This is a genomic window from Azotobacter beijerinckii (assembly GCF_900110885.1).
Classification (GTDB): domain Bacteria; phylum Pseudomonadota; class Gammaproteobacteria; order Pseudomonadales; family Pseudomonadaceae; genus Azotobacter; species Azotobacter beijerinckii.
This window is the reverse complement of sequence record NZ_FOFJ01000061.1, coordinates 1-19,849: the sequence shown is the minus strand read 5'-3', so window position 1 is coordinate 19,849 and position 19,849 is coordinate 1. Positions and strand designations below refer to the sequence as shown.

Sequence of the window (19,849 nt, the reverse complement as noted above, 5' to 3'; positions counted from 1 at the left end):
TTTGTCGTACAGCGCCGCCAGCGATACGGGCAGGTGGTCCATCTGGCGCGCGGCGGCATGCAGCGAAGGGCGCAGCCCCAGGGAAACCAGCGACATCAGCTCGACGACGGTGGAAAACAGCAGCTCCCGGGGATACTGGCGCTGCCGGTTGGTCTCGAACACTTCGTCGACCCAGGCAGCCGGCATCGCCCGTTCCAACACCAGCCGTGCCATGACGCTGGCCGGTGCCTGCTTCTCGAATCGCGCCAGAATCTCGTCCCACACCGCCTTGCCCTCTTGATGGCTTTAGGGAAGGGAGTTTACGTAAAGACCTTGAAAGGGGTGGCCCGTAGGCCTTGAGCCCAATGTCCGGATTGCCGGTCTGCAGGACCGCCCGACTCAGGACTCTCGCAAGGTCCTGTACCTTGCAACCGGCTATATCCTTGAAGATGCCCGGGCTTAAATCCAACTCCCTAAGCAGACTCCCAACGTCCAAACCTTCAGCCCCAAGCGTCTCCTCGACGAGTCGTGCATAACTCACACTGACTGTAAACATATCCCTTCCCGCGCTCTTTTCCATGGACCTAAAAGACCAAACACATGTGGAGAAACCAACACCCCAAGCATTCTAGTTCCTGCCGCCGAGCTCGCTCCAACCCAAACGGGCCGTAAACAGCGTCTCATGCATCGGGCACGCCTGCGAGGTGGCTCAACATCGAAACGTCCATTACCGCAAACCTCCCTGCTTCATCCGCTCAAATCTACCTCATCGCTCCTGTGCTTGAACCAGCCGCACGCGCCTCCTTGCCGACCACAGGAATCGCCGCCCCTCTATAAACCGTTCCTGACTCGCCACATGCCGACGACACATGCGACAGATACAAGAGTTGTCCACATCGCGGCAGAAAAGTCACCCAGAAAATCTGCCGAAGGGTGTCACCGATAGCCAGTACGATGTCACCACCGGGCACTACCCTAAAACGCTGGCCAGCCGGAGAATCAGCTCCCGTAAGCCGCAACACTACCGACACTGCGCAGCTTACGTGCTGCTTTTTGCAGTCGAGAGTCGCCAGGGTCTCCGACAAAAGGAAGGGAAATCTATGAGCAATCAACGAATTGCATTTGTAACGGGCGGAATGGGCGGGATCGGGACTTCGATCAGTCAACGTCTCTATAAGGAAGGCTTCACCGTAATCGTCGGATGTACCCCGCAGTCCAAGCGCAAGGATGGCTGGCTCGCCTCCCAGCGCGACAACGGTTTCAGCTTCGAAGCCTGCGAGCACGACGTGACCGACTGGGAAAGCACCCAACGCGCCTTTGCCGAGCTGCGAGAGCGTGTCGGTACGATCGACGTACTGGTTAACAATGCTGGCATAACCCGCGACGCCAGCTTCCGCAAACTCACGCCGGAAAACTGGAATGCCGTGATCAGCACCAACCTCAACGGCATGTTCAATGCCACCAAGCAGGTCATCGAAGACATGCTCGGCAAAGGCTGGGGCCGCATCATCAACATCTCCTCCATTAACGGCCAACGCGGCCAGTTTGGCCAGACCAACTACTCTGCAGCCAAGGCCGGTATCCACGGCTTTACCATGGCCTTGGCCCGCGAAGTGGCCAGCAAGGGCGTGACCGTCAACACCATCTCTCCCGGCTACATCCTCACCGAAATGACCGGCGCCATGCGTCCGGAAGTTCTCGAGCAGATCGCTGCCGGCATTCCGGTAGGCCGCCTCGGCAAGCCCGAGGAAATCGCCAGCATGGTTGCCTGGCTGGCTTCCGATGAGGCTGCCTATGCCACTGGTGCCGACTTCTCCATCAACGGCGGTCTGAACATGCAATGACGTCTCTCGGGAGGCTGCTAGGCTTCCCGATCAGACTCCCCCATTCATACGAGGTGTTTCCTTCATGAAAGAGGTTGTAATCGTCGCTGCAACCCGGACTGCAGTAGGCAGCTTCCAGGGATCCTTGGCCAACATTCCTGCCGCTGAACTGGGCGCAGCAGTGATCCGTCACTTGCTCGAACAGACCAAGCTGGATGCTGCACAGGTCGATGAGGTGATTCTGGGTCAGGTGCTCACAGCCGGCGCAGGCCAGAACCCTGCCCGCCAAGCGGTGATCAAAGCGGGTCTGCCCCACACCGTTCCCGCCATGACTCTGAACAAAGTTTGCGGCTCCGGCCTCAAGGCCCTGCATCTCGCCACCCAAGCCATTCGCTGTGGCGACGCCGACGTGATCATCGCCGGCGGCCAGGAAAACATGAGCCTTTCGCCTTATGTCCTTCCTGGTGCACGCACAGGCCTGCGCATGGGCCATGCCAACCTGCTCGACAGCATGGTTCAGGATGGCCTGTGGGATGCCTTCAACAACTATCACATGGGTATCACTGCGGAAAACCTTGTCGAGAAATTCGGTATCTCCCGGGAGGAACAGGACGCCTTCGCTGCAGCGTCCCAGCAAAAGGCGGTGGCCGCAATCGAAGCCGGTCATTTCCGGAGCCAAATCACCCCCATCTCGATCCCCCAGCGCAAGGGTGATCCGATCGTTTTCGACACCGACGAACAACCACGTGCCGAAACCACTCTCGAAGCATTGACAAAGCTCAAGCCGGCCTTCAAGAAAGACGGATCCGTAACCGCAGGCAACTCATCCAGCATCAACGATGGCGCTGCCGCCGTGCTGCTGATGAGCGCCGAGAAAGCCAAGGAGCTCGGCCTACCGGTTCTGGCACGTATCAAGGCCTATGCCAATGCAGGTGTCGATCCAGCCATCATGGGCATCGGTCCGGTTTCCGCTACCCGTCGTTGCCTGGAAAAGGCTGGCTGGGGCTTGGACGAACTCGACCTGATCGAAGCCAACGAGGCTTTCGCTGCCCAGTCCCTGAGCGTTGGCAAGGAACTGGGGTGGGATGCTAGCAAGGTCAACGTGAACGGTGGCGCCATCGCCATCGGCCACCCTATCGGGGCCTCAGGTTGCCGCATTCTGGTAACCCTGGTGCATGAAATGATTCGGCGCGATGCCAAGAAGGGTCTGGCAACCCTCTGTATCGGTGGTGGTCAAGGCGTAGCCTTGGCAGTAGAGCGTTGAGCTCCAACAATCTAAAACCGCTCGACTAGCAGCAACGGATACGGGTGAGCTCTGACAGGCTCACCCGTATCCGTGCGTTGTCGACTGGCACCCTGAATGGAAATCTACTCCAGATTGGACAGACCGCGACGGGCAGCGACCGGCCTGAGAGATCGAGTCCGGCCTCAGGATGCCAGTCCGCTACCTGCAATCGGTCCTGGACCTCGATCCAGCCCGTGACTTTGTATGCTCTTCAGGATAAACGTCATGGATCAAGCCACATCCTTCGCAAGCTTCTGGTCAGCCCAGACCCCCTTCGTCGCTAATTTCGCCTTACAACAGTTGCGTCTATGGGTGAATGCTTCGCCTTGGTTTGCCGACACGGACAATGCAAAATGGTTCGACGTTCCAGCAGAACGCCTGCACCAGATGCAGGCCGACTATCAACGGGAATGGTACCAACTCGGCCTGCAGCTTCTCTCAAGGAAACCGTTCAGCTTCACGGACAAGCGTTTCGCCAGCGATAACTGGAGCTCCCCACTCTTCGGCTCGCTGGCCTCCTATTACCTGCTCAACGCCCGTTACATGATGGAGCTTCTCGAGGAGTTGCAGATAGACGAAGAGAAACCCCGGCAGCGCCTTCAGTACCTTGTAGAGCAGGCCATTGCTGCCAGCGCACCAAGCAATTTCTTCGCCAGCAACCCGGATGCGCTGGAAGCCCTAGTAAAAAGCAACGGCGTCAGCCTGTTCAACGGGATGCTGCACCTGGCCAGCGACCTGAAGGAAGGCAAACTGCGCCAGTGTGACAGTGGCGACTTCCTGGTGGGGCGCGACGTGGCAACGACGCCAGGGGACGTGGTGTTCGAGAACGATCTGTTCCAGCTCATCCAATACCGCCCCCTCAGCGAAAAGCAGTACCAGCGTCCGCTACTAATCATTCCTCCCTCGATCAACAAGTACTACATCCTCGACTTGCGGCCGGAGAACTCGTTGGTCCGGTATGCCCTTGAACAGGGCCATCAGGTATTTTTGGTTTCCTGGCGCAATTTTGACGCAAGCTGCGCAAGCAAGACTTGGGATGACTTCATCCAGGATGCAGTGATCAAGGCCATCAAGGTCACCCAGAGCATCAGTGGCGAACAACAGCTCAACTGCGTCGGATTCTGCATTGGCGGAACCCTGCTGAGCAGTGCACTTGCAGTACTGGAGGCCCAAGGAGACAAGGAGAGTATCAGCAGCCTGAGTCTGCTGGCCACCTTCCTCGACTATTCCGATACCGGGGTCATCGACGTTTTCGTCGACGAGCACCTCGTCACCCAGCGAGAACGCACCATTGGTGGCAAAGGGGGGCCGGTCGGCCTGTTCCGTGGCCAGGACATGGGCAACACCTTCTCCCTGCTGCGTCCCAACGAGCTATGGTGGAACTACACCGTGGACAAGTACCTGAAGGGACAGAAACCACGGACCTTGGACATGTTGTTCTGGAACAATGACAGCACAAACCTCCCTGGCCCTATGTACTGCTGGTATCTGCGACATACATACCTCCAGAATGATCTCAAATCCGGTCAACTGGAATGCTGCGGTGTCCGTCTGGACCTACGCAATATCAAAGCCCCCACCTACTTGCTCGGCACCCAAGACGACCACATCGTTCCTTGGCGCAGTGCCTACAGCACCAGCAACCTGGTTTCGGGAAGGGTCCGCTTCGTTCTCGGTGCCTCAGGCCATATCGCCGGGGTCATCAACCCGCCGGCACAGAACAAGCGTCACTACTGGACCAACGAGCAAACACCGGTCGATCCAGATACTTGGATGGACTCCGCAGAGAAAAAGCCCGGTAGTTGGTGGAACGATTGGTTCGCCTGGCTGACCCACCATGCTGGCGAGCAGCGCCCGGCCGTAGAGCAGAGTGGCAATGGCGAATATCGGGTTCTGGAGCCAGCACCAGGTCGCTACGTGAGGGGTTGACAGCCCCCTCAGAGACGAGTGGGATGAGATAGCAACACCTCACCGAAGCGGTTAGGTGTTGCTATCAGATTTTGCTTTTGCGGTAGCCCTTTCGAGCAATTTCAGAAGCGCTCGATATCAGCGATAGACAGGAGTTGACGACGGTAGGCAGCAAAGTCCTGCTGGCCACTGCGCGAAGCCAAGAAGCGCCGGTACATGCCCTTCTCCTCCACAGACAAGCCGCCCTCTGGATCGCTGACACCCGTCAGACGGATCAGCACATAGCCACCGTTGGCCAATGCCACTCCGGCAAAGGTCGGTTTGTCCGCGGCAGCAGGCTTGGGCATACGGAAGAGAGCCTGCAATATAGCCGGATCGATGCCATCCTGACTGCGCGCTGCAGCCTCAACCACCCGCCAACCTTCCCCCTGCTGAGCCTGCTCAACCGGGGTGTGCCCTTGCCGGAGTTCGCTGAGGAGCGCCTCTCCCCTGCTCTTGACATCCTCAGCAGCACGCTGCTTCAGCAACTGACCTCGAATACTGTCGGCCACCTGCTCAAACGGAATTTGCTCGGGCTTTCTATGCTCCTTCACGCGCAGGACGACAACCGTATCCGGATCCAGCTCGATGGCACCGCTATTGCTGCCTTGCACAAGCACTTCAGAACTAAATGCCGCCTGAATGACCTGTCGATTCGCAGTCAACCCTTCCCCACCTTCACGACCGAAAGGAGAGCTGACTCTCACCTGAAGGCTGAGCTCCTGGGCAGGCTGGGTAAGATCCGAGGCCTCAAAGGCTGCGTTTTCCAGCTTACGAGACGCCTCGACGAAAGCTTGCTCGACTTGATCGGACTTCAGATCACGTACCAGTTTTTCTTTCAAGCTATCGAAGCTGGGAATTTCAGGCGCCCGCACATCCACCAGCTTGATCAGATGCCAGCCGAATTCGCTACGAATTGGAGAACTGACCTCACCTTTCTTCAAGGCATAGAGTGCTTGCTCGAATGCCGGGTCGTAAACGCCAGGCCCCGCATAACCCAAGTCGCCCCCCTTACCAGCCGAACCTGGATCCTTGGAGAACTCCTTGGCCAGAGTGGCAAAATCCTCGCCTTTATCGATGCGCGCCTTGAGCTCGTCCACCTTGGCCTTTGCCTGCTCATCGCTCAGGTTGTCATTCACATCAATGAGAATATGTGCAGCCTGACGTTGCTCGGCAAGATTAGCAATTTCTCGCTGATAGAGCGCTTGCAAGTCCTCATCCTTGACCTCCACCTGATTGAAGAAAGTATCTCGCCGCAACTCGACATACTCCACCACAACCTGCTCAGGGGTCATGTAACGAGTGGCATGTTCATCGTAATAGGCTTGGACTGCGCTATCCTCGAGCTTCACGCCCGTCGGCTCGGCAGACAACGTCAGAGTAGCGAAGTCGCGCGTCTGCTGCTCCAGACGGGCAAAAGCCTCAACCTCGCGATCCGTCACAAAGCCACTGCCAGCCAAACCAGCACGCAGCTGGCCTATCAGCATCTCTTGCTCCAGCATCTGGCGGAACTGCGAGCGGCTGTACCCCATCTGCGCAATGACCCGATCAAATCTAGTGGCGTCAAACTTGCCTTCTACCTGAAACTCCGGGGTATGCAGGATCAATTGGTCCAAAGCGCCCTGGGAAAAGGCGAAGCCCGCCGATTCGGCTCCCTGCAACAAAAGCTTACGCTCTATCAGGCCATTGAGCGCTGCGTTGCGCAGCACCCCCTCGCTCAACTGCGAAGCGTCAAAATCCTTGCCAAGCTGCTGGAGCAGTTGGCGACGCTGCATCTCCACTGCCTGGTTCAGTTCCATCAGGCCGATTTTCGCGCCATTGACCTCGGCCGCATTCTGACTGTTGCGAGTGGTACTGAGAATGGCGTCGAAGCCCGTCAAACCCAACAGCACGACGATGACACCGATGATAGTCTTGGCAATCCACCCCTGTGAATTGTCCCTGATGTTCTGCAGCATGCGTCCCCCAGAAACGGCTGCGAGACAGCCATTTAACACTGGTAGATTCTGAATAGAAGAAAGGCGCATCCAAAGATGCGCCTTCTCGTAGCTGGCGAAGCGGGTGGGAGCAAATCCACAATCCCCGATGTGACAAGCCGGCATGCTAACCGACTAACACTACCGCCCCATAGCCAAACCAAGCAACCCTACGAGCCATAGGCTCGAAAGAAGCTCAGTTGACGGCGTCTTTCAAAGCCTTGCCAGCCTTGAAGCCCGGAATCTTAGCTGCTTCGATATTGATCGGCTTACCAGTCTGAGGGTTGCGACCAGTACGGGCAGCACGCTCTTTGACAGCGAAAGTACCAAAGCCAACCAGCACCACAGAATCACCAGCCTTCAGGGCGCCAGTGACAGATTCAATCACTGCGTCCAGCGCTCGGCCAGCAACAGCTTTCGGGATATCAGCAGATGCAGCAATAGCATCAATCAATTCCGACTTGTTCACTCTAGGTCCCCTTATTTCTATTTGGGTTATTTCTTGATCTTGGTGTAGGCAAAGCGGGTGCTGGATGGCTTGCCTACACGAAAAGAGTCGCTTTATATCAAGCGCTCGAAAAAGGTGTCAAGGAAAGCGCCCCTGACTAATGCGTACTGACTCTCTCCTTGGGGTCAATCTCGCGCTTCTCGTCCTTGGCAACCATCTCGGGAGCCGCGTCAGGCAAGGGCTCTGGCGCGTATTGCAGCGCAATCTGTAGGACCTCGTCAATCCATTTGACCGGTTTGATCTGCAAGTCCTGTTTAATATTTTCGGGAATTTCTTTTAAATCGCGGACGTTTTCTTCAGGAATGATAACGACCTTGATGCCACCACGATGAGCTGCCAGAAGTTTCTCTTTTAATCCACCGATGGCCAACACTTGACCACGCAATGTAATTTCACCAGTCATTGCTACGTCGGCCCTCACGGGAATTTGCGTCAGCGCAGAAACCAAGGCGGTACACATTCCCACACCCGCACTAGGACCATCCTTAGGAGTCGCTCCCTCCGGCATATGGATGTGGATGTCCCGTTTCTCGTGAAAATCCAGCGGAATACCGAGGCTCTTTGCCCTACTGCGCACAACAGTCAAGGCTGCAGTAATGGACTCGACCATCACATCGCCAAGTGATCCGGTCTTGATCAGTTGCCCCTTGCCCGGCACGACCGCCGCTTCTATGGTCAACAGTTCGCCGCCAACCTGAGTCCAGGCCAGACCGGTGACCTGACCGATCTGATCCTGCTGCTCCGCCAAGCCATAGCGGTATTTGCGAACCCCAAGGAAATGCTCCAGCGAATCGGCCGTCACCATAACCTTGAAATGCTTTTCCTTAGCATTCTCCTTGACCACCTTGCGACAGACCTTGGCTATCTGTCGCTCAAGGCTGCGCACACCCGCCTCGCGGGTGTAGTAACGAATCATGTCGCGAATTGCTGCCTCATCGAACCCTAGCTCCCCTTTTTTTAGACCGTTGGCCTGGGTTTGCTTAGACGACAGATATTTAACGGCGATATTGACCTTCTCGTCCTCGGTATAGCCAGGAAGACGTATCACCTCCATGCGATCCAGGAGTGGTGCCGGAATATTCATCGAATTGGCGGTACAGACGAACATCACATCCGACAGATCGTAATCGACCTCTAGGTAATGATCATTGAAATTATGGTTCTGCTCCGGATCGAGCACCTCCAACAGAGCAGAAGCAGGATCTCCCCGCATGTCGCTGCCCATTTTGTCGATCTCGTCGAGGAGGAAAAGAGGGTTACGAACCCCGACCTTGGTCATCTTCTGAATCAACCGCCCTGGCATCGAGCCAATGTAGGTACGACGGTGACCACGGATCTCGGCCTCGTCACGCACACCACCAAGCGCCATGCGCACGAACTTGCGGTTCGTAGCCCGCGCAATGGACTCAGCCAGGGAAGTCTTGCCCACACCAGGCGGCCCAACCAGACAGAGCACAGGCCCCTTGAGCTTCTTCACCCGCTTCTGCACGGCAAGATACTCGAGGATGCGCTCCTTGACTTCCTCCAAACCGTAATGATCCGTATCGAGAATAGTCTCGGCCTTGGAGAGATCCAACCGAACCTTGCTCTCGGCCTTCCAAGGCACATTGACCAGCCAATCAATATAGGAACGCACAACAGTGGCTTCGGCAGACATCGGCGACATCTGCTTTAGCTTGTTCAACTCGGCATAGGCCTTGCCCAGAGCCTCCTTGGTCAGGCCGGCGGATTCGATGCGCTGCTTCAGGTCGTCGATCTCGCTATGACCTTCGTCGATATCGCCAAGCTCTTTCTGAATGGCCTTCATCTGCTCATTCAGATAATACTCGCGCTGACTACGCTCCATCTGCTTCTTCACTCGACCACGGATACGCTTCTCGACCTGCAATAGGTCGATCTCGGCATCCAGAAGTGCCAGAACATGCTCGACCCGGGCCGACAGATCGGAAATTTCCAGAATTTCCTGCTTCTGCTCGAGCTTGAGCGCCATGTGCGCAGCCATGGTATCTACCAGTCGCCCCGGCTCATCAATGCTATTCAGGGACGATAGAACCTCGGCAGGAACCTTCTTGCCCAGTTGGACATACTGCTCGAACTGGCTGAGCAGGCTACGGATAAAAACCTCTCCCTCTCGCTCGACGGCCGGAGCCTCCTCGACCAAGGACAGCTCTGCTCGGCTGTGTCCATCGGCATCAATAAAGCGCTCTATGACCCCTCGCTGCTCACCTTCAACAAGGACCTTGACGGTACCATCGGGAAGCTTCAGCAGTTGCAGGACTGTCGCAACGGTGCCAACCCGATAGAGCGAGTCCTCTCCCGGATCATCATCCGCAGGATTCTTCTGTGCCAACAGGAGAATCTGCTTATCCCCACTCATTGCCGACTCGAGGGCTTCGATGGACTTTTCACGACCCACGAACAGCGGGATTACCATGTGCGGATATACGACGACATCACGCAGCGGCAGAAGAGGCAATTCGATCGTATTCATGATTTAGGCTCTACGAGGGCTCAGGACCGGAGTGATGGGCGTACCCTGATTTTTAAGATGGGGTTAGCCTTGGGAAAAAACAAGCGCTGCAGTAGAAATGCAAAGGGGCCCGAAGGCCCCTTTCCGGATCAAGCATCAGGCGCAGCCTTGGCAGGCGGCTCCACGTTCTCATAGATCAGCAGAGGCTTGGAAGCACCATCGATGACGCTTTCATCGATGACTACCTTGCTGACGCCTGGCTGAGAGGGAATCTCATACATGGTATCTAGCAGGATACCCTCCAAGATGGAACGCAATCCACGCGCCCCGGTCTTGCGCTCGAGAGCCCGCAAGGCAACGGCCCGCAGTGCATCTGGACGAAACTCGAGCTCTACCCCTTCCATTTCGAACAGCTTGCCATACTGCTTGGTCAATGCATTCCTCGGCTCCGTGAGGATCTGCACCAAAGCAGCCTCGTCCAGCTCATCGAGCGTGGCGATGACCGGCAAGCGACCGACAAACTCGGGAATCAACCCAAACTTGACCAAGTCATCCGGTTCCACATCGCGAAGCGCCTCGCCAATTTTCTTGCCGGCCTCCGGGCTCCGCACTTCGGCGTTGAAGCCGATCCCCCCTCTCGTCGAGCGGTTCTGGATCACTTTTTCCAACCCGGAAAATGCGCCGCCACAGATAAAGAGGATATTGCGGGTATCGACCTGCAGGAACTCCTGCTGCGGATGCTTGCGCCCACCCTGCGGAGGAACGGATGCCACAGTCCCTTCGATCAGCTTAAGGAGCGCCTGCTGAACCCCCTCCCCCGAAACGTCGCGTGTAATCGACGGGTTGTCGGACTTGCGCGAGATCTTGTCGATTTCGTCAATATAGACGATGCCCATCTGGGCTTTTTCAACGTCGTAATCGCACTTCTGCAGCAGCTTCTGAATGATGTTCTCGACGTCCTCACCGACATAGCCCGCCTCGGTCAGAGTGGTGGCGTCAGCGATCGTGAAGGGAACGTTCAACAGACGCGCCAAGGTTTCGGCCAGCAGCGTCTTGCCGGAACCCGTCGGTCCGATCAACAGAATATTGCTCTTGCCAAGCTCGACATCATCTTTCTTGTCACGCTGGTTCAGGCGCTTGTAGTGGTTGTACACCGCCACCGCCAAGACCTTCTTGGCGCGCTCCTGACCAATGACATATTGGTCGAGGATGGTACTGATTTCCTTGGGTGCGGGCAGCTTATGAGCACTACTTTCGGCCTGGGCTTCTTGCACTTCCTCTCGGATAATGTCGTTGCACAGGTCGACGCACTCGTCACAAATAAAGACCGAGGGCCCAGCAATCAACTTACGCACCTCATGCTGGCTCTTGCCGCAGAAGGAGCAATAAAGCAGTTTGCCATTGTCCTCGCCGTTACGGGTGTCAGTCATTCGATCAATCCAATCCGGTAGGCTTGCAACACAAGATGAAGGCAAATGCGGGCATTTTCAAGCCCAAGGGCAGTCGCAATTTCAGACTGCCCTTGGGACAGGTTCAGCCCACCAACTGACGATGCGTGAGGACCTGATCGATGAGGCGGTATTTGACCGCCTCCTCACCGCTCATGAAATTGTCACGATCCGTGTCGCGGGCAATCACATCAATGGGCTGACCGGTGTGATGCGCCAGGATCTTGTTCAAACGCTCACGAATGGTAAGGATTTCCCGGGCATGGATCTCGATATCCGATGCCTGTCCCTGGAACCCACCCAAGGGTTGGTGGATCATCATCCGCGAATGCGGCAGACAGTATCGCTTGCCGGCTGCCCCACCGGCCAACAACAAGGCCCCCATGCTGCAGGCTTGGCCGATGCAGATGGTGGAAACGTCAGGCTTGATGAACTGCATGGTGTCGTAAATGGACATACCTGCCGTCACGGAGCCACCAGGCGAATTGATGTAGAGATGGATATCCTTGTCGGGATTCTCCGCCTCGAGAAACAACAGTTGGGCCACGATCAAGTTCGCCATGTAGTCCTCTACCTGGCCAACCATGAATATCACCCGCTCCTTCAAGAGACGCGAATAGATGTCGTACGCACGCTCACCGCGGGCGGACTGCTCGATCACCATCGGCACCAGGCCTCCAGCGGCCTGGATTTCCGGCATTTGCATGAAATGATTGGTCATGTCCCGATCGCTCCCTAATGGTCAGGTCTTAAAATGCAAATAAGCCAGCACGAAGGCTGGCTTATGGATGTACTCACACGAGGGAAGAATCAGGCAGCTTGCGGGGTTTCCGCTGGCTTGACAGCTTCTTCGTAAGAGACCGCTTTATCAGTTACGTTGGCCTTCTGAAGGACAGTATCTACAACTTGCTCCTCCAGCACAACCGAACGAACTTCACCAAGCTGCTGGTCGTTACCGTAGTACCAAGCGATAACCTGCCCCGGCTCCTGATAGGCAGAAGCGATTTCCTCGATCAGAGCTCGTACCTTCGCCTCATCCGGTTTGATCTCGAACTGCTTGACTATCTCAGCAACGATCAACCCCAACACGACACGACGCTTGGCCTGCTCCTGGAACAGATCTGCCGGCAGTTGTTCCGGCTTGATGTTGCCACCGAACTGCTGCACCGCCTGAACACGCAGACGGTTTACTTCGCTCTCGATCAGCGCCTTGGGCACCTCGATCGGATTGGCCGCCAGCAGGCCGTCCATCACCTGAGCCTTCACCTTGGACTTGATCGCTTGGCGTAACTCACGCTCCATGTTCTTGCCAACCTCGGCACGGAAAGCATCCAGGCTCGGCTCGGCAATGCCAAACAAGGCGAAAAACTCCGCATTCAGCTCGGGCAGCTCGGCCTCGGCCACTGCATTGACGGTTACAGTGAACTCGGCAACCTTACCTGCCAGATCCAGATTCTGATAATCCTCCGGGAAGGTCAGGGACAGAACGCGCTCTTCACCAGCCTTCGCACCGACCAGCCCCGCCTCGAAGCCCTCGATCATCCGCCCGGAGCCCAACACCAGCAGCGTACCCTTGGCAGAGCCACCCGCGAAGGCTTCACCATCGATTTTGCCGACAAAATCGATGTTCAGCTGATCACCATTCTGTGCGTCACGCTCAACCTGCTTGTAGCGGGTGTTCTGCTTGCGCAGGACCTCCAGCATGTTATCGACATCGGACTCCGCGACTTCAGCCTGCAGACGCTCGATGGCAATACTCTCCAGACCGACGACTTCGAACTCGGGATAAACCTCGAAGGTGGCAACGTATTCCAGATCCTTGCCTTTCTCGAAGACCTTCGGCTCAACGGAAGGAGCACCGGCCGGCTTCAGCTTCTGCTCGAGCACCGCCTCATAGAAGCTAGCCTGGATCAGATCGCCCAAGGCCTCCTGGCGAGCCGACTCTTCGTAGCGCTGGCGAATCACGTTCATCGGCACCTTGCCGGGACGGAAACCAGGAATCTTGGCACGACGAGCAGTCTGCTGCAGACGCTTGTTGACTTCGGTCTCGATGCGCTCGACCGGCACACCAATCGTCAGGCGGCGCTCGAGAGCGGAGGTGCTTTCAACAGAAACTTGCATGGATATTCCTCGTTGCACAGACGTTAGCCGGCCCTTGGCGGCCCCAAATCAAGGGCATGCATTCTAGTGGGTCAAATTGCAGAAGTCACCCTACAGAGAACAGGCGGCATACGGGAGGGAGAAGAGAGATAGAAAATGGTGCGGATGAAGAGACTCGAACTCTTATGCCTTGCGGCGCTGGAACCTAAATCCAGTGTGTCTACCAATTCCACCACATCCGCGTGGCCAGACTCTTGAGAAACGAAAACGCCAGGCTATTAGCCTGGCGCCTTGGAATATGGGGTGGACGATGGGAATCGAACCCACGACACCAGGAGCCACAATCCTGTGCTCTACCAACTGAGCTACGCCCACCATATTTTGCTACTTACACGCTTGAGCCGTGCCGCCTCGTGGCGCGCCCGGCAGGACTCGAACCTGCGACCATCCGCTTAGAAGGCGGATGCTCTATCCAGCTGAGCTACGGGCGCTTTTTCGTCTGCATTCTGCACAGAGCGCAAACTCGAAGCTTTTTCAGAGCGAACTCTCATTCGACCCCGCCCTTCTACCTAGCGACAGGCTGTGCTCGGCAAGCGGGGCGAATCTTATAAAGCGGACTACTTTCTGTCAACAGTGTTTTTTTAAATAAATCAGCAAGATGTAGAAGATAGCCTCAGCGCCCGGTTGTTCGCATTGGCCCGCCAGCCTCACCATGAGAGAATGCGCCCCTCGTCCCATCAACCTCATGGTTAAGCAAGCGTCATGACTGCAAAACTGATCGACGGCAAAGTGATCGCCGCCAGCCTTCGCCAGCAGATCGCCCAACGTGTCGCCGAACGACGCCAGCAGGACCTGCGCGCCCCCGGCCTGGCAGTGATCCTGGTGGGCACTGACCCGGCCTCCCAAGTCTATGTTTCTCATAAGCGCAAGGATTGCGAGGAAGTGGGCTTTCATTCCCAAGCCTATGATCTTCCCACCAGCACCAGCCAGGACGAACTCCTGGCCTTGATCGATCGACTGAACGGGGATTCGGCGATCGACGGAATCCTGGTGCAACTGCCACTTCCGAAGCACCTTGACGCCTCCCTGCTGCTCGAGCGTATCCGCCCCGACAAGGACGTGGACGGCTTCCATCCCTACAACATCGGACGCCTCGCCCAGCGCATGCCACTGCTGCGGCCCTGCACTCCCAAAGGCATCATGACACTCCTGCAGAGCACCGGCCTGGACCTGCATGGCTTGGACGCCACAGTCGTCGGCGCCTCCAACATCGTCGGCCGCCCAATGGCACTGGAACTGCTGCTGGCCGGCTGCACCGTGACCGTCACCCATCGCTTCACCCGCAACCTGGCCGAGCATGTCGGCCGCTCCGATCTGCTGGTGGTCGCCGCCGGCAAACCGGGCCTGGTCAAGGGCGAGTGGATTAAGCCGGGCGCCATCGTCGTCGACGTCGGCATCAATCGCCTGAATGACGGCAAACTGGTCGGTGACGTGGAGTTTTCCGCGGCAGCGGAGCGCGCCGGCTGGATCACCCCCGTTCCAGGCGGAGTCGGCCCGATGACCCGCGCCTGCCTTCTGGAAAACACGCTATACGCAGCCGAACAGCTGCATCAGTGACCCAGCACCCCAAGCGAAAAGGCATCCCAAGCAGACCGCGTGAAAACTCTTTGATGGCCAAGCACCGATCAACCAATGATCAACTTTGGTACTCTCTCGCTCTTTCCGAGCAAGGCCAGCCAGAAAACCTCTGAAGACTTCGCGTAGCAACGCGAACCTTAGAACCGAGCTGAAGTTTTCACACGGTCTGCGAGGGGCGCCTCTTCATCTCCGAGCGCACCCAGTACGCCCCCTCACCAAACCCTCACTCGGCCAGGCGCCAGGTCGTCCCGCCCTTGCCATCTTCCAGCACCACCCCCATGGTGGTGAGCTGGTCGCGGATGCGGTCGGATTCGGCCCAGTTCTTCTCGGTGCGCGCCTGCAGGCGTGCGGCGATCAGCGCCTCCACCTCAGCGGCATTCACCTTACCGGCGGCACCGGCCTGCAGGAAGGCGTCGGGATCGAGCTGCAGCACGCCGAGCACACCGGCCAGCTCCTTGAGGCGCGCGGCCAGCGCCGCGGCGGCGGCGAGATCGGTCTCGCGCAGGCGGTTGACCTCGCGGATCATCTCGAACAGCACCGCGCAGGCTTCCGGCGAGTTGAAGTCGTCGTCCATCGCCGCGCCGAAGCGCAGGGCGAACTCCTCGCCACCGGCAGGCGCCGCGTCCGACAGGCCCTTGAGGCCGTTGTAGAAGCGCTCCAGGGCGCCCTTGGCCTCGCGCAGGCTGTCCTCGGAGTAGTTGATCGGGCTGCGGTAGTGGCTGGACACCAGCAGGTAGCGCACCACCTCGGGGTGGTACTTCTCCAGCACCTCGCGGATGGTAAAGAAGTTGCCGAGGCTCTTGGACATCTTCTCGCCGTCGACGCGCACCGCGCCGGCGTGCATCCAGGCGTTGGCGTACAGCTTGCCGGTGGCCGCCTCGCTCTGCGCGATCTCGTTCTCGTGGTGCGGGAACACCAGGTCCGGGCCGCCGCCGTGGATGTCGAAGGTCTCGCCCAGGCAGCAGGTGGACATCACCGAGCACTCGATGTGCCAGCCCGGACGGCCGGCGCCCCACGGCGATTCCCAGCTCGGCTCGCCCGGCTTGGCGCCCTTCCACAGCACGAAGTCGAGCGGATCTTCCTTGGCCTCGTCGACCTCGATGCGCGCGCCGATCTTCAGGTCCTCGATCTTGCGCCGCGACAGCTTGCCGTAGCCCTCGAACTTGCCGACCCGGTAGTAGACGTCGCCGTTGCCGGGGGCGTAGGCGAAGCCCTTGTCGATCAGGGTCTGGATCATCGTGTGCATGCCGGCGATGTGGTCGGTGGCGCGCGGCTCGATGTCCGGACGCAGCACGTTGAGCCGCGCCTCGTCCTCGTGCATCGCGGCGATCATCCGGCCGACCAGCGCCTGGAACGACTCGCCGTTCTCGTTGGCGCGCTTGATGATCTTGTCGTCGATGTCGGTGATGTTGCGCACGTAGGTCAGCTCATAGCCGCGATGGCGCAACCAGCGGGCAACCACGTCGAACGCCACCATCACCCGCGCATGGCCGATGTGGCAGAAGTCGTAGACGGTCATGCCGCACACGTACATGCGCACCTTGTTGCCTTCCAGCGGCTTGAACGCGTCCTTGCTCTTGGACAGGGTGCTGTAGATGGAAAGCGTCATTTACTGCCCCCAGGAATCGCGCAGGGTGACGGTGCGGTTGAACACCGGCGCGCCCGGCTTGCTGTCCTTGAGGTCGGCGCAGAAGTAGCCCTCGCGCTCGAACTGGAAGCGCTCTTCCGGCGCGGCATTGGCCAGCGACGGCTCGGCGCGGCAGCCCTTGAGCACCACCAGGGATTCCGGGTTGATGTTGTCGAGGAAGCTGCCGCCCTCCTCGTCGGTCTTCTCCGGGTTGGCGGCCTTGAACAGACGGTCGTACAGGCGCACCTCGCACTCGACGCTTTCGGCGGCCGGCACCCAGTGGATCACGCCCTTGACCTTGCGGCCTTCCGGGTTCTTACCGAGGGTGTTCTCGTCGTAGCTGCAGCGCAGTTCGACGATGTTGCCGGCGGCGTCCTTGATCGCCTCGTCGGCGCGGATCACGTAGCTGCCGCGCAGGCGCACTTCGCCGCCGGGGATCAGGCGCTTGTAGCCGGCCGGCGGGACTTCCTCGAAGTCGCTGGCGTCGATGTAGATCTCACGGGAGAACGGCAGCACGCGCACACCCATGTCCTGCTTGGGATGGCGCGGCAGCTCGAGGTTCTCGACCTGGCCTTCCGGATAGTTGGTGATGACCACCTTGAGCGGCTTGAGCACGCACATGGCGCGCGCGGCGTTGGCGTCCAGATCCTCGCGGATGGCGAACTCCAGCATGCCGATGTCGACCAGGCCGCCGGCGCGGTTGACGCCGATCAGGTCGCAGAAGTGGCGGATCGAGCCCGGGGTGTAGCCGCGGCGACGGTAGCCGGACAGGGTCGACATGCGCGGGTCATCCCAACCGTTGACGTGGCCTTCATCGACCAGCTGCTTGAGCTTGCGCTTGCTGGTGATGGTGTAGTTCAGGTTGAGGCGGGCGAACTCGTACTGGCGCGGCTGGGCCGGCACCGGCAGGTTGGCCAGGAACCACTCGTACAGCGGGCGGTGATCCTCGAACTCCAGGGTGCAGATCGAGTGGGTGATGCCCTCGATGGCGTCCGACTGGCCGTGGGTGAAGTCGTAGCTCGGGTAGATGCACCACTTGTCGCCGGTCTGGTGGTGATGGGCGTGGCGGATGCGGTAGAGGATCGGGTCGCGCAGGTTCATGTTCGGCGAGGCCATGTCGATCTTCGCCCGCAGCGCACGGGCGCCGTCGGGGAACTCGCCGGCTTTCATCCGGGCGAACAGGTCGAGGTTCTCCTCGACGCTGCGCTCGCGGAACGGGCTGTTCTTGCCCAGCTCGGTCAGGCTGCCGCGGTAGGCGCGCGCCTCGTCCGGCGACAGGTCGCAGACGTAGGCCTGGCCGGCCTTGATCAGGTGCACCGCCCAGTCGAACAACTGGTCGAAGTAGTTGGAGGCGTAGCGCTCCTCGCCGGCCCACTGGAAACCCAGCCACTCAACATCCGCCTTGATCGCGTCGATGTATTCCTGGTCTTCCTTGGCCGGGTTGGTGTCATCGAAGCGCAGATTGCACTCGCCACCGAATTCCTTGGCCAGGCCGAAATTCAGGCAGATCGACTTGGCATGGCCGATGTGCAGATAGCCGTTGGGCTCCGGCGGGAAACGAGTGACGATCTTGGCGTGCTTGCCCGATTCCAGGTCGGCCTGGACGATCGGGCGGAGGAAATTCGCGGCAGCGGCGGGAGTCTCGGGCTTGCTCATGGGATCCTTGGAACATGTCGGCGCCAGCCAGGGTAGGCCGGCCAATGCAAAGGGCTTATCATAGCGGACCCGTCATGCCCCTGACAGAGACCCGGCAGCAACGACCCACCAGCCGGCGAGGTCTGGGCGCCCCTCACCACCCAGCGGAACCCAGTCATGATCAAACTGCATACCAACCACGGCACCATCACCCTGAAACTGTTCGCCGACAAGGCGCCGGAAACCGCGGCCAACTTCGAGCAGTACGTGAAGGAAGGCCATTACGACGGCACCATCTTCCACCGCGTAATCGGCAACTTCATGATCCAGGGCGGCGGTTTCGAGCCGGGCATGAAGCAAAAGTCGACCCGCGCTCCGATCAAGAACGAGGCCAACAACGGTCTGTCCAACAAGACCGGGACCATCGCCATGGCCCGCACTATGGACCCGCACTCGGCCAGCGCGCAGTTCTTCATCAACGTCAAGGACAACGGCTTCCTCGACCACACCGCACCGACCACTCAGGGCTGGGGTTATGCGGTGTTCGGCGAAGTAGTGGAAGGCATGGACGTGATCGACAAGATCAAGGCCGTGGCCACCGGCAGCCGTGCCGGCCATGGCGACGTGCCGGTAGACGACGTGATCATCGAGAAGGCCGAGATCGTCGAATAATCCAGATGGCCACGCTGCTGATCTCGGATCTGCATCTCGACGAGGAGCGCCCGGACATCAGCCGGGCGTTTCTGCGCTTCCTGAAGGAGCGCGCCAGCCAGGCAGAGGCGCTATACATCCTCGGTGACTTCTTCGAGGTCTGGATCGGCGACGATGCCATGTCGCCTTTCCAGTACTCCATCGCCAAGGCGCTGCGCGATGTCGCGGACCGGGGCACGCGGATCTTCCTCATGCACGGCAATCGCGACTTTCTCGTCGGCCGCTCGTTCTGCCGCCAGGCCGGCTGCAGCCTGCTGCGCGACCCCAGCCGGATCAACCTGAACGGCGCCCCCGCATTACTGATGCACGGCGACACCCTGTGCACCAGGGACGTCGCCTACATGCGCTTTCGCCGGCGCCTGCGCAACCCACTGTCGGTATGGCTCCTGCGCCACCTGCCCCTCTCCAAGCGCCAACAACTGGCCCGCAAGTGGCGCGACGCCAGCCGCCAGCAGGTCCGCCAGAAAGCCGCCGAGATCGTCGACGTCACCCCCGAGGAGATACCGCGGATCATGGCCGAGCATGGCGTACTGACCCTGATCCACGGCCATACCCATCGCCCCGCCGTGCACGCACTGCAAGTGAATGGCCGGGATGCCCGACGCATAGTCCTCGGCGACTGGAATCGCCAGGGGTGGGTACTGGAAATCGATGACCGGGGCTACCACCTGGACGCCTTCCCGATCCACTAATCCCAGGGCC

General features: G+C 58.9%; 14 protein-coding genes, 3 tRNA genes and 1 pseudogene. 6 read left to right on the top strand and 12 right to left on the bottom strand.

Annotated elements, in window-relative coordinates; all coding sequences use genetic code 11:
* Positions 1-213 (bottom strand): annotated as a pseudogene (locus BMY22_RS19285) (IS4 family transposase); the annotation flags it as partial.
* Between the two features lie 866 nt (positions 214-1,079).
* On the opposite strand from BMY22_RS19285, the gene phbB reads away from it, so the two are divergent.
* The 3 genes from phbB (at position 1,080) to phaC (ending at position 5,016) form a co-directional block, all read left to right on the top strand.
* Positions 1,080-1,823: an acetoacetyl-CoA reductase gene (phbB, locus tag BMY22_RS19275; protein ID WP_090624745.1), complete on the top strand. Its 744-nt coding sequence runs from the start codon at positions 1,080-1,082 to the stop codon at positions 1,821-1,823.
* A 64-nt stretch (positions 1,824-1,887) separates the two neighbouring features.
* Positions 1,888-3,066 (top strand): acetyl-CoA C-acetyltransferase, encoded by a 1,179-nt coding sequence (locus BMY22_RS19270; protein WP_090624743.1) that lies wholly within the window; start codon positions 1,888-1,890, stop codon positions 3,064-3,066.
* A 246-nt stretch (positions 3,067-3,312) separates the two neighbouring features.
* On the top strand, positions 3,313-5,016 hold the full coding sequence (phaC, locus tag BMY22_RS19265) for a class I poly(R)-hydroxyalkanoic acid synthase (protein WP_090624741.1): 1,704 nt from the start codon (positions 3,313-3,315) through the stop codon (positions 5,014-5,016).
* A 101-nt stretch (positions 5,017-5,117) separates the two neighbouring features.
* Here the strand turns inward: phaC and BMY22_RS19260 are convergent, their stop codons facing one another.
* The 9 genes from BMY22_RS19260 to BMY22_RS19215 all read right to left on the bottom strand — a co-directional run bounded on the left by BMY22_RS19260 (position 5,118) and on the right by BMY22_RS19215 (position 14,027).
* Complete coding sequence (locus tag BMY22_RS19260) at positions 5,118-6,992, bottom strand: SurA N-terminal domain-containing protein (protein WP_090624739.1); 1,875 nt, start codon at positions 6,990-6,992, stop codon at positions 5,118-5,120.
* A gap of 214 nt (positions 6,993-7,206) precedes the next feature.
* Positions 7,207-7,479, bottom strand: a complete 273-nt coding sequence (hupB, locus tag BMY22_RS19250; RefSeq protein ID WP_012700946.1) for a nucleoid-associated protein HU-beta — start codon at positions 7,477-7,479, stop codon at positions 7,207-7,209.
* 136 nt (positions 7,480-7,615) lie between these two features.
* The gene (lon, locus tag BMY22_RS19245; RefSeq protein WP_425265982.1) at positions 7,616-10,009 is read right to left on the bottom strand and encodes an endopeptidase La; all 2,394 of its coding nucleotides are present in this window, start codon (positions 10,007-10,009) and stop codon (positions 7,616-7,618) included.
* A gap of 128 nt (positions 10,010-10,137) precedes the next feature.
* Positions 10,138-11,418: an ATP-dependent Clp protease ATP-binding subunit ClpX gene (gene clpX, locus BMY22_RS19240; RefSeq protein ID WP_090624736.1), complete on the bottom strand. Its 1,281-nt coding sequence runs from the start codon at positions 11,416-11,418 to the stop codon at positions 10,138-10,140.
* Between the two features lie 103 nt (positions 11,419-11,521).
* Positions 11,522-12,142 carry an ATP-dependent Clp endopeptidase proteolytic subunit ClpP gene (clpP, locus tag BMY22_RS19235; protein ID WP_090624747.1) on the bottom strand — a complete coding sequence of 207 codons (621 nt, stop codon included), beginning with the start codon at positions 12,140-12,142 and terminating at the stop codon, positions 11,522-11,524.
* Between the two features lie 104 nt (positions 12,143-12,246).
* Positions 12,247-13,557 carry a trigger factor gene (tig, locus tag BMY22_RS19230; RefSeq protein WP_090624734.1) on the bottom strand — a complete coding sequence of 437 codons (1,311 nt, stop codon included), beginning with the start codon at positions 13,555-13,557 and terminating at the stop codon, positions 12,247-12,249.
* Between the two features lie 136 nt (positions 13,558-13,693).
* Positions 13,694-13,778: transfer RNA gene (locus BMY22_RS19225), tRNA-Leu, on the bottom strand.
* A gap of 57 nt (positions 13,779-13,835) precedes the next feature.
* Positions 13,836-13,911: transfer RNA gene (locus BMY22_RS19220), tRNA-His, on the bottom strand.
* Positions 13,912-13,950: 39 nt separating this feature from the next.
* Positions 13,951-14,027 (bottom strand) — tRNA-Arg (locus BMY22_RS19215).
* Between the two features lie 271 nt (positions 14,028-14,298).
* Here BMY22_RS19215 and folD point away from each other — a divergent pair.
* The gene (gene folD / locus BMY22_RS19210; protein ID WP_090624732.1) at positions 14,299-15,153 is read left to right on the top strand and encodes a bifunctional methylenetetrahydrofolate dehydrogenase/methenyltetrahydrofolate cyclohydrolase FolD; all 855 of its coding nucleotides are present in this window, start codon (positions 14,299-14,301) and stop codon (positions 15,151-15,153) included.
* A 244-nt stretch (positions 15,154-15,397) separates the two neighbouring features.
* On the opposite strand, the gene cysS is transcribed toward folD, so the two are convergent.
* Both cysS and BMY22_RS19200 read right to left on the bottom strand, forming a co-directional pair.
* On the bottom strand, positions 15,398-16,783 hold the full coding sequence (gene cysS, locus BMY22_RS19205; RefSeq protein ID WP_090624730.1) for a cysteine--tRNA ligase: 1,386 nt from the start codon (positions 16,781-16,783) through the stop codon (positions 15,398-15,400).
* On the bottom strand, positions 16,784-18,457 hold the full coding sequence (locus BMY22_RS19200) for a glutamine--tRNA ligase/YqeY domain fusion protein (protein WP_090624728.1): 1,674 nt from the start codon (positions 18,455-18,457) through the stop codon (positions 16,784-16,786).
* Positions 18,458-18,613: 156 nt separating this feature from the next.
* Between BMY22_RS19200 and BMY22_RS19195 the strand changes: the two genes are divergently transcribed.
* Both BMY22_RS19195 and lpxH read left to right on the top strand, forming a co-directional pair.
* Positions 18,614-19,108: a peptidylprolyl isomerase gene (locus BMY22_RS19195; RefSeq protein ID WP_090624727.1), complete on the top strand. Its 495-nt coding sequence runs from the start codon at positions 18,614-18,616 to the stop codon at positions 19,106-19,108.
* Between the two features lie 5 nt (positions 19,109-19,113).
* Entirely contained in the window at positions 19,114-19,839 is a 726-nt protein-coding gene (gene lpxH / locus BMY22_RS19190; protein WP_090624725.1) for a UDP-2,3-diacylglucosamine diphosphatase, read from the top strand.
* The last annotated feature ends 10 nt before the right edge of the window (positions 19,840-19,849 follow it).

Bases quoted from the DNA above. Each gene is read 5' to 3' on its own strand.
- phbB (WP_090624745.1), top strand. From the start codon at position 1,080: ATGAGCAATCAACGAATTGCATTTGTAACGGGCGGAATGGGCGGGATC.
- BMY22_RS19270 (WP_090624743.1), top strand. From the start codon at position 1,888: ATGAAAGAGGTTGTAATCGTCGCTGCAACCCGGACTGCAGTAGGCAGC.
- BMY22_RS19200 (WP_090624728.1), bottom strand. From the start codon at position 18,457: ATGAGCAAGCCCGAGACTCCCGCCGCTGCCGCGAATTTCCTCCGCCCG.
- BMY22_RS19260 (WP_090624739.1), bottom strand. From the start codon at position 6,992: ATGCTGCAGAACATCAGGGACAATTCACAGGGGTGGATTGCCAAGACT.
- lon (WP_425265982.1), bottom strand. From the start codon at position 10,009: ATGAATACGATCGAATTGCCTCTTCTGCCGCTGCGTGATGTCGTCGTA.
- phaC (WP_090624741.1), top strand. From the start codon at position 3,313: ATGGATCAAGCCACATCCTTCGCAAGCTTCTGGTCAGCCCAGACCCCC.
- folD (WP_090624732.1), top strand. From the start codon at position 14,299: ATGACTGCAAAACTGATCGACGGCAAAGTGATCGCCGCCAGCCTTCGC.
- BMY22_RS19195 (WP_090624727.1), top strand. From the start codon at position 18,614: ATGATCAAACTGCATACCAACCACGGCACCATCACCCTGAAACTGTTC.
- cysS (WP_090624730.1), bottom strand. From the start codon at position 16,783: ATGACGCTTTCCATCTACAGCACCCTGTCCAAGAGCAAGGACGCGTTC.
- tig (WP_090624734.1), bottom strand. From the start codon at position 13,557: ATGCAAGTTTCTGTTGAAAGCACCTCCGCTCTCGAGCGCCGCCTGACG.
- clpX (WP_090624736.1), bottom strand. From the start codon at position 11,418: ATGACTGACACCCGTAACGGCGAGGACAATGGCAAACTGCTTTATTGC.
- lpxH (WP_090624725.1), top strand. From the start codon at position 19,114: ATGGCCACGCTGCTGATCTCGGATCTGCATCTCGACGAGGAGCGCCCG.
- clpP (WP_090624747.1), bottom strand. From the start codon at position 12,142: ATGCAAATGCCGGAAATCCAGGCCGCTGGAGGCCTGGTGCCGATGGTG.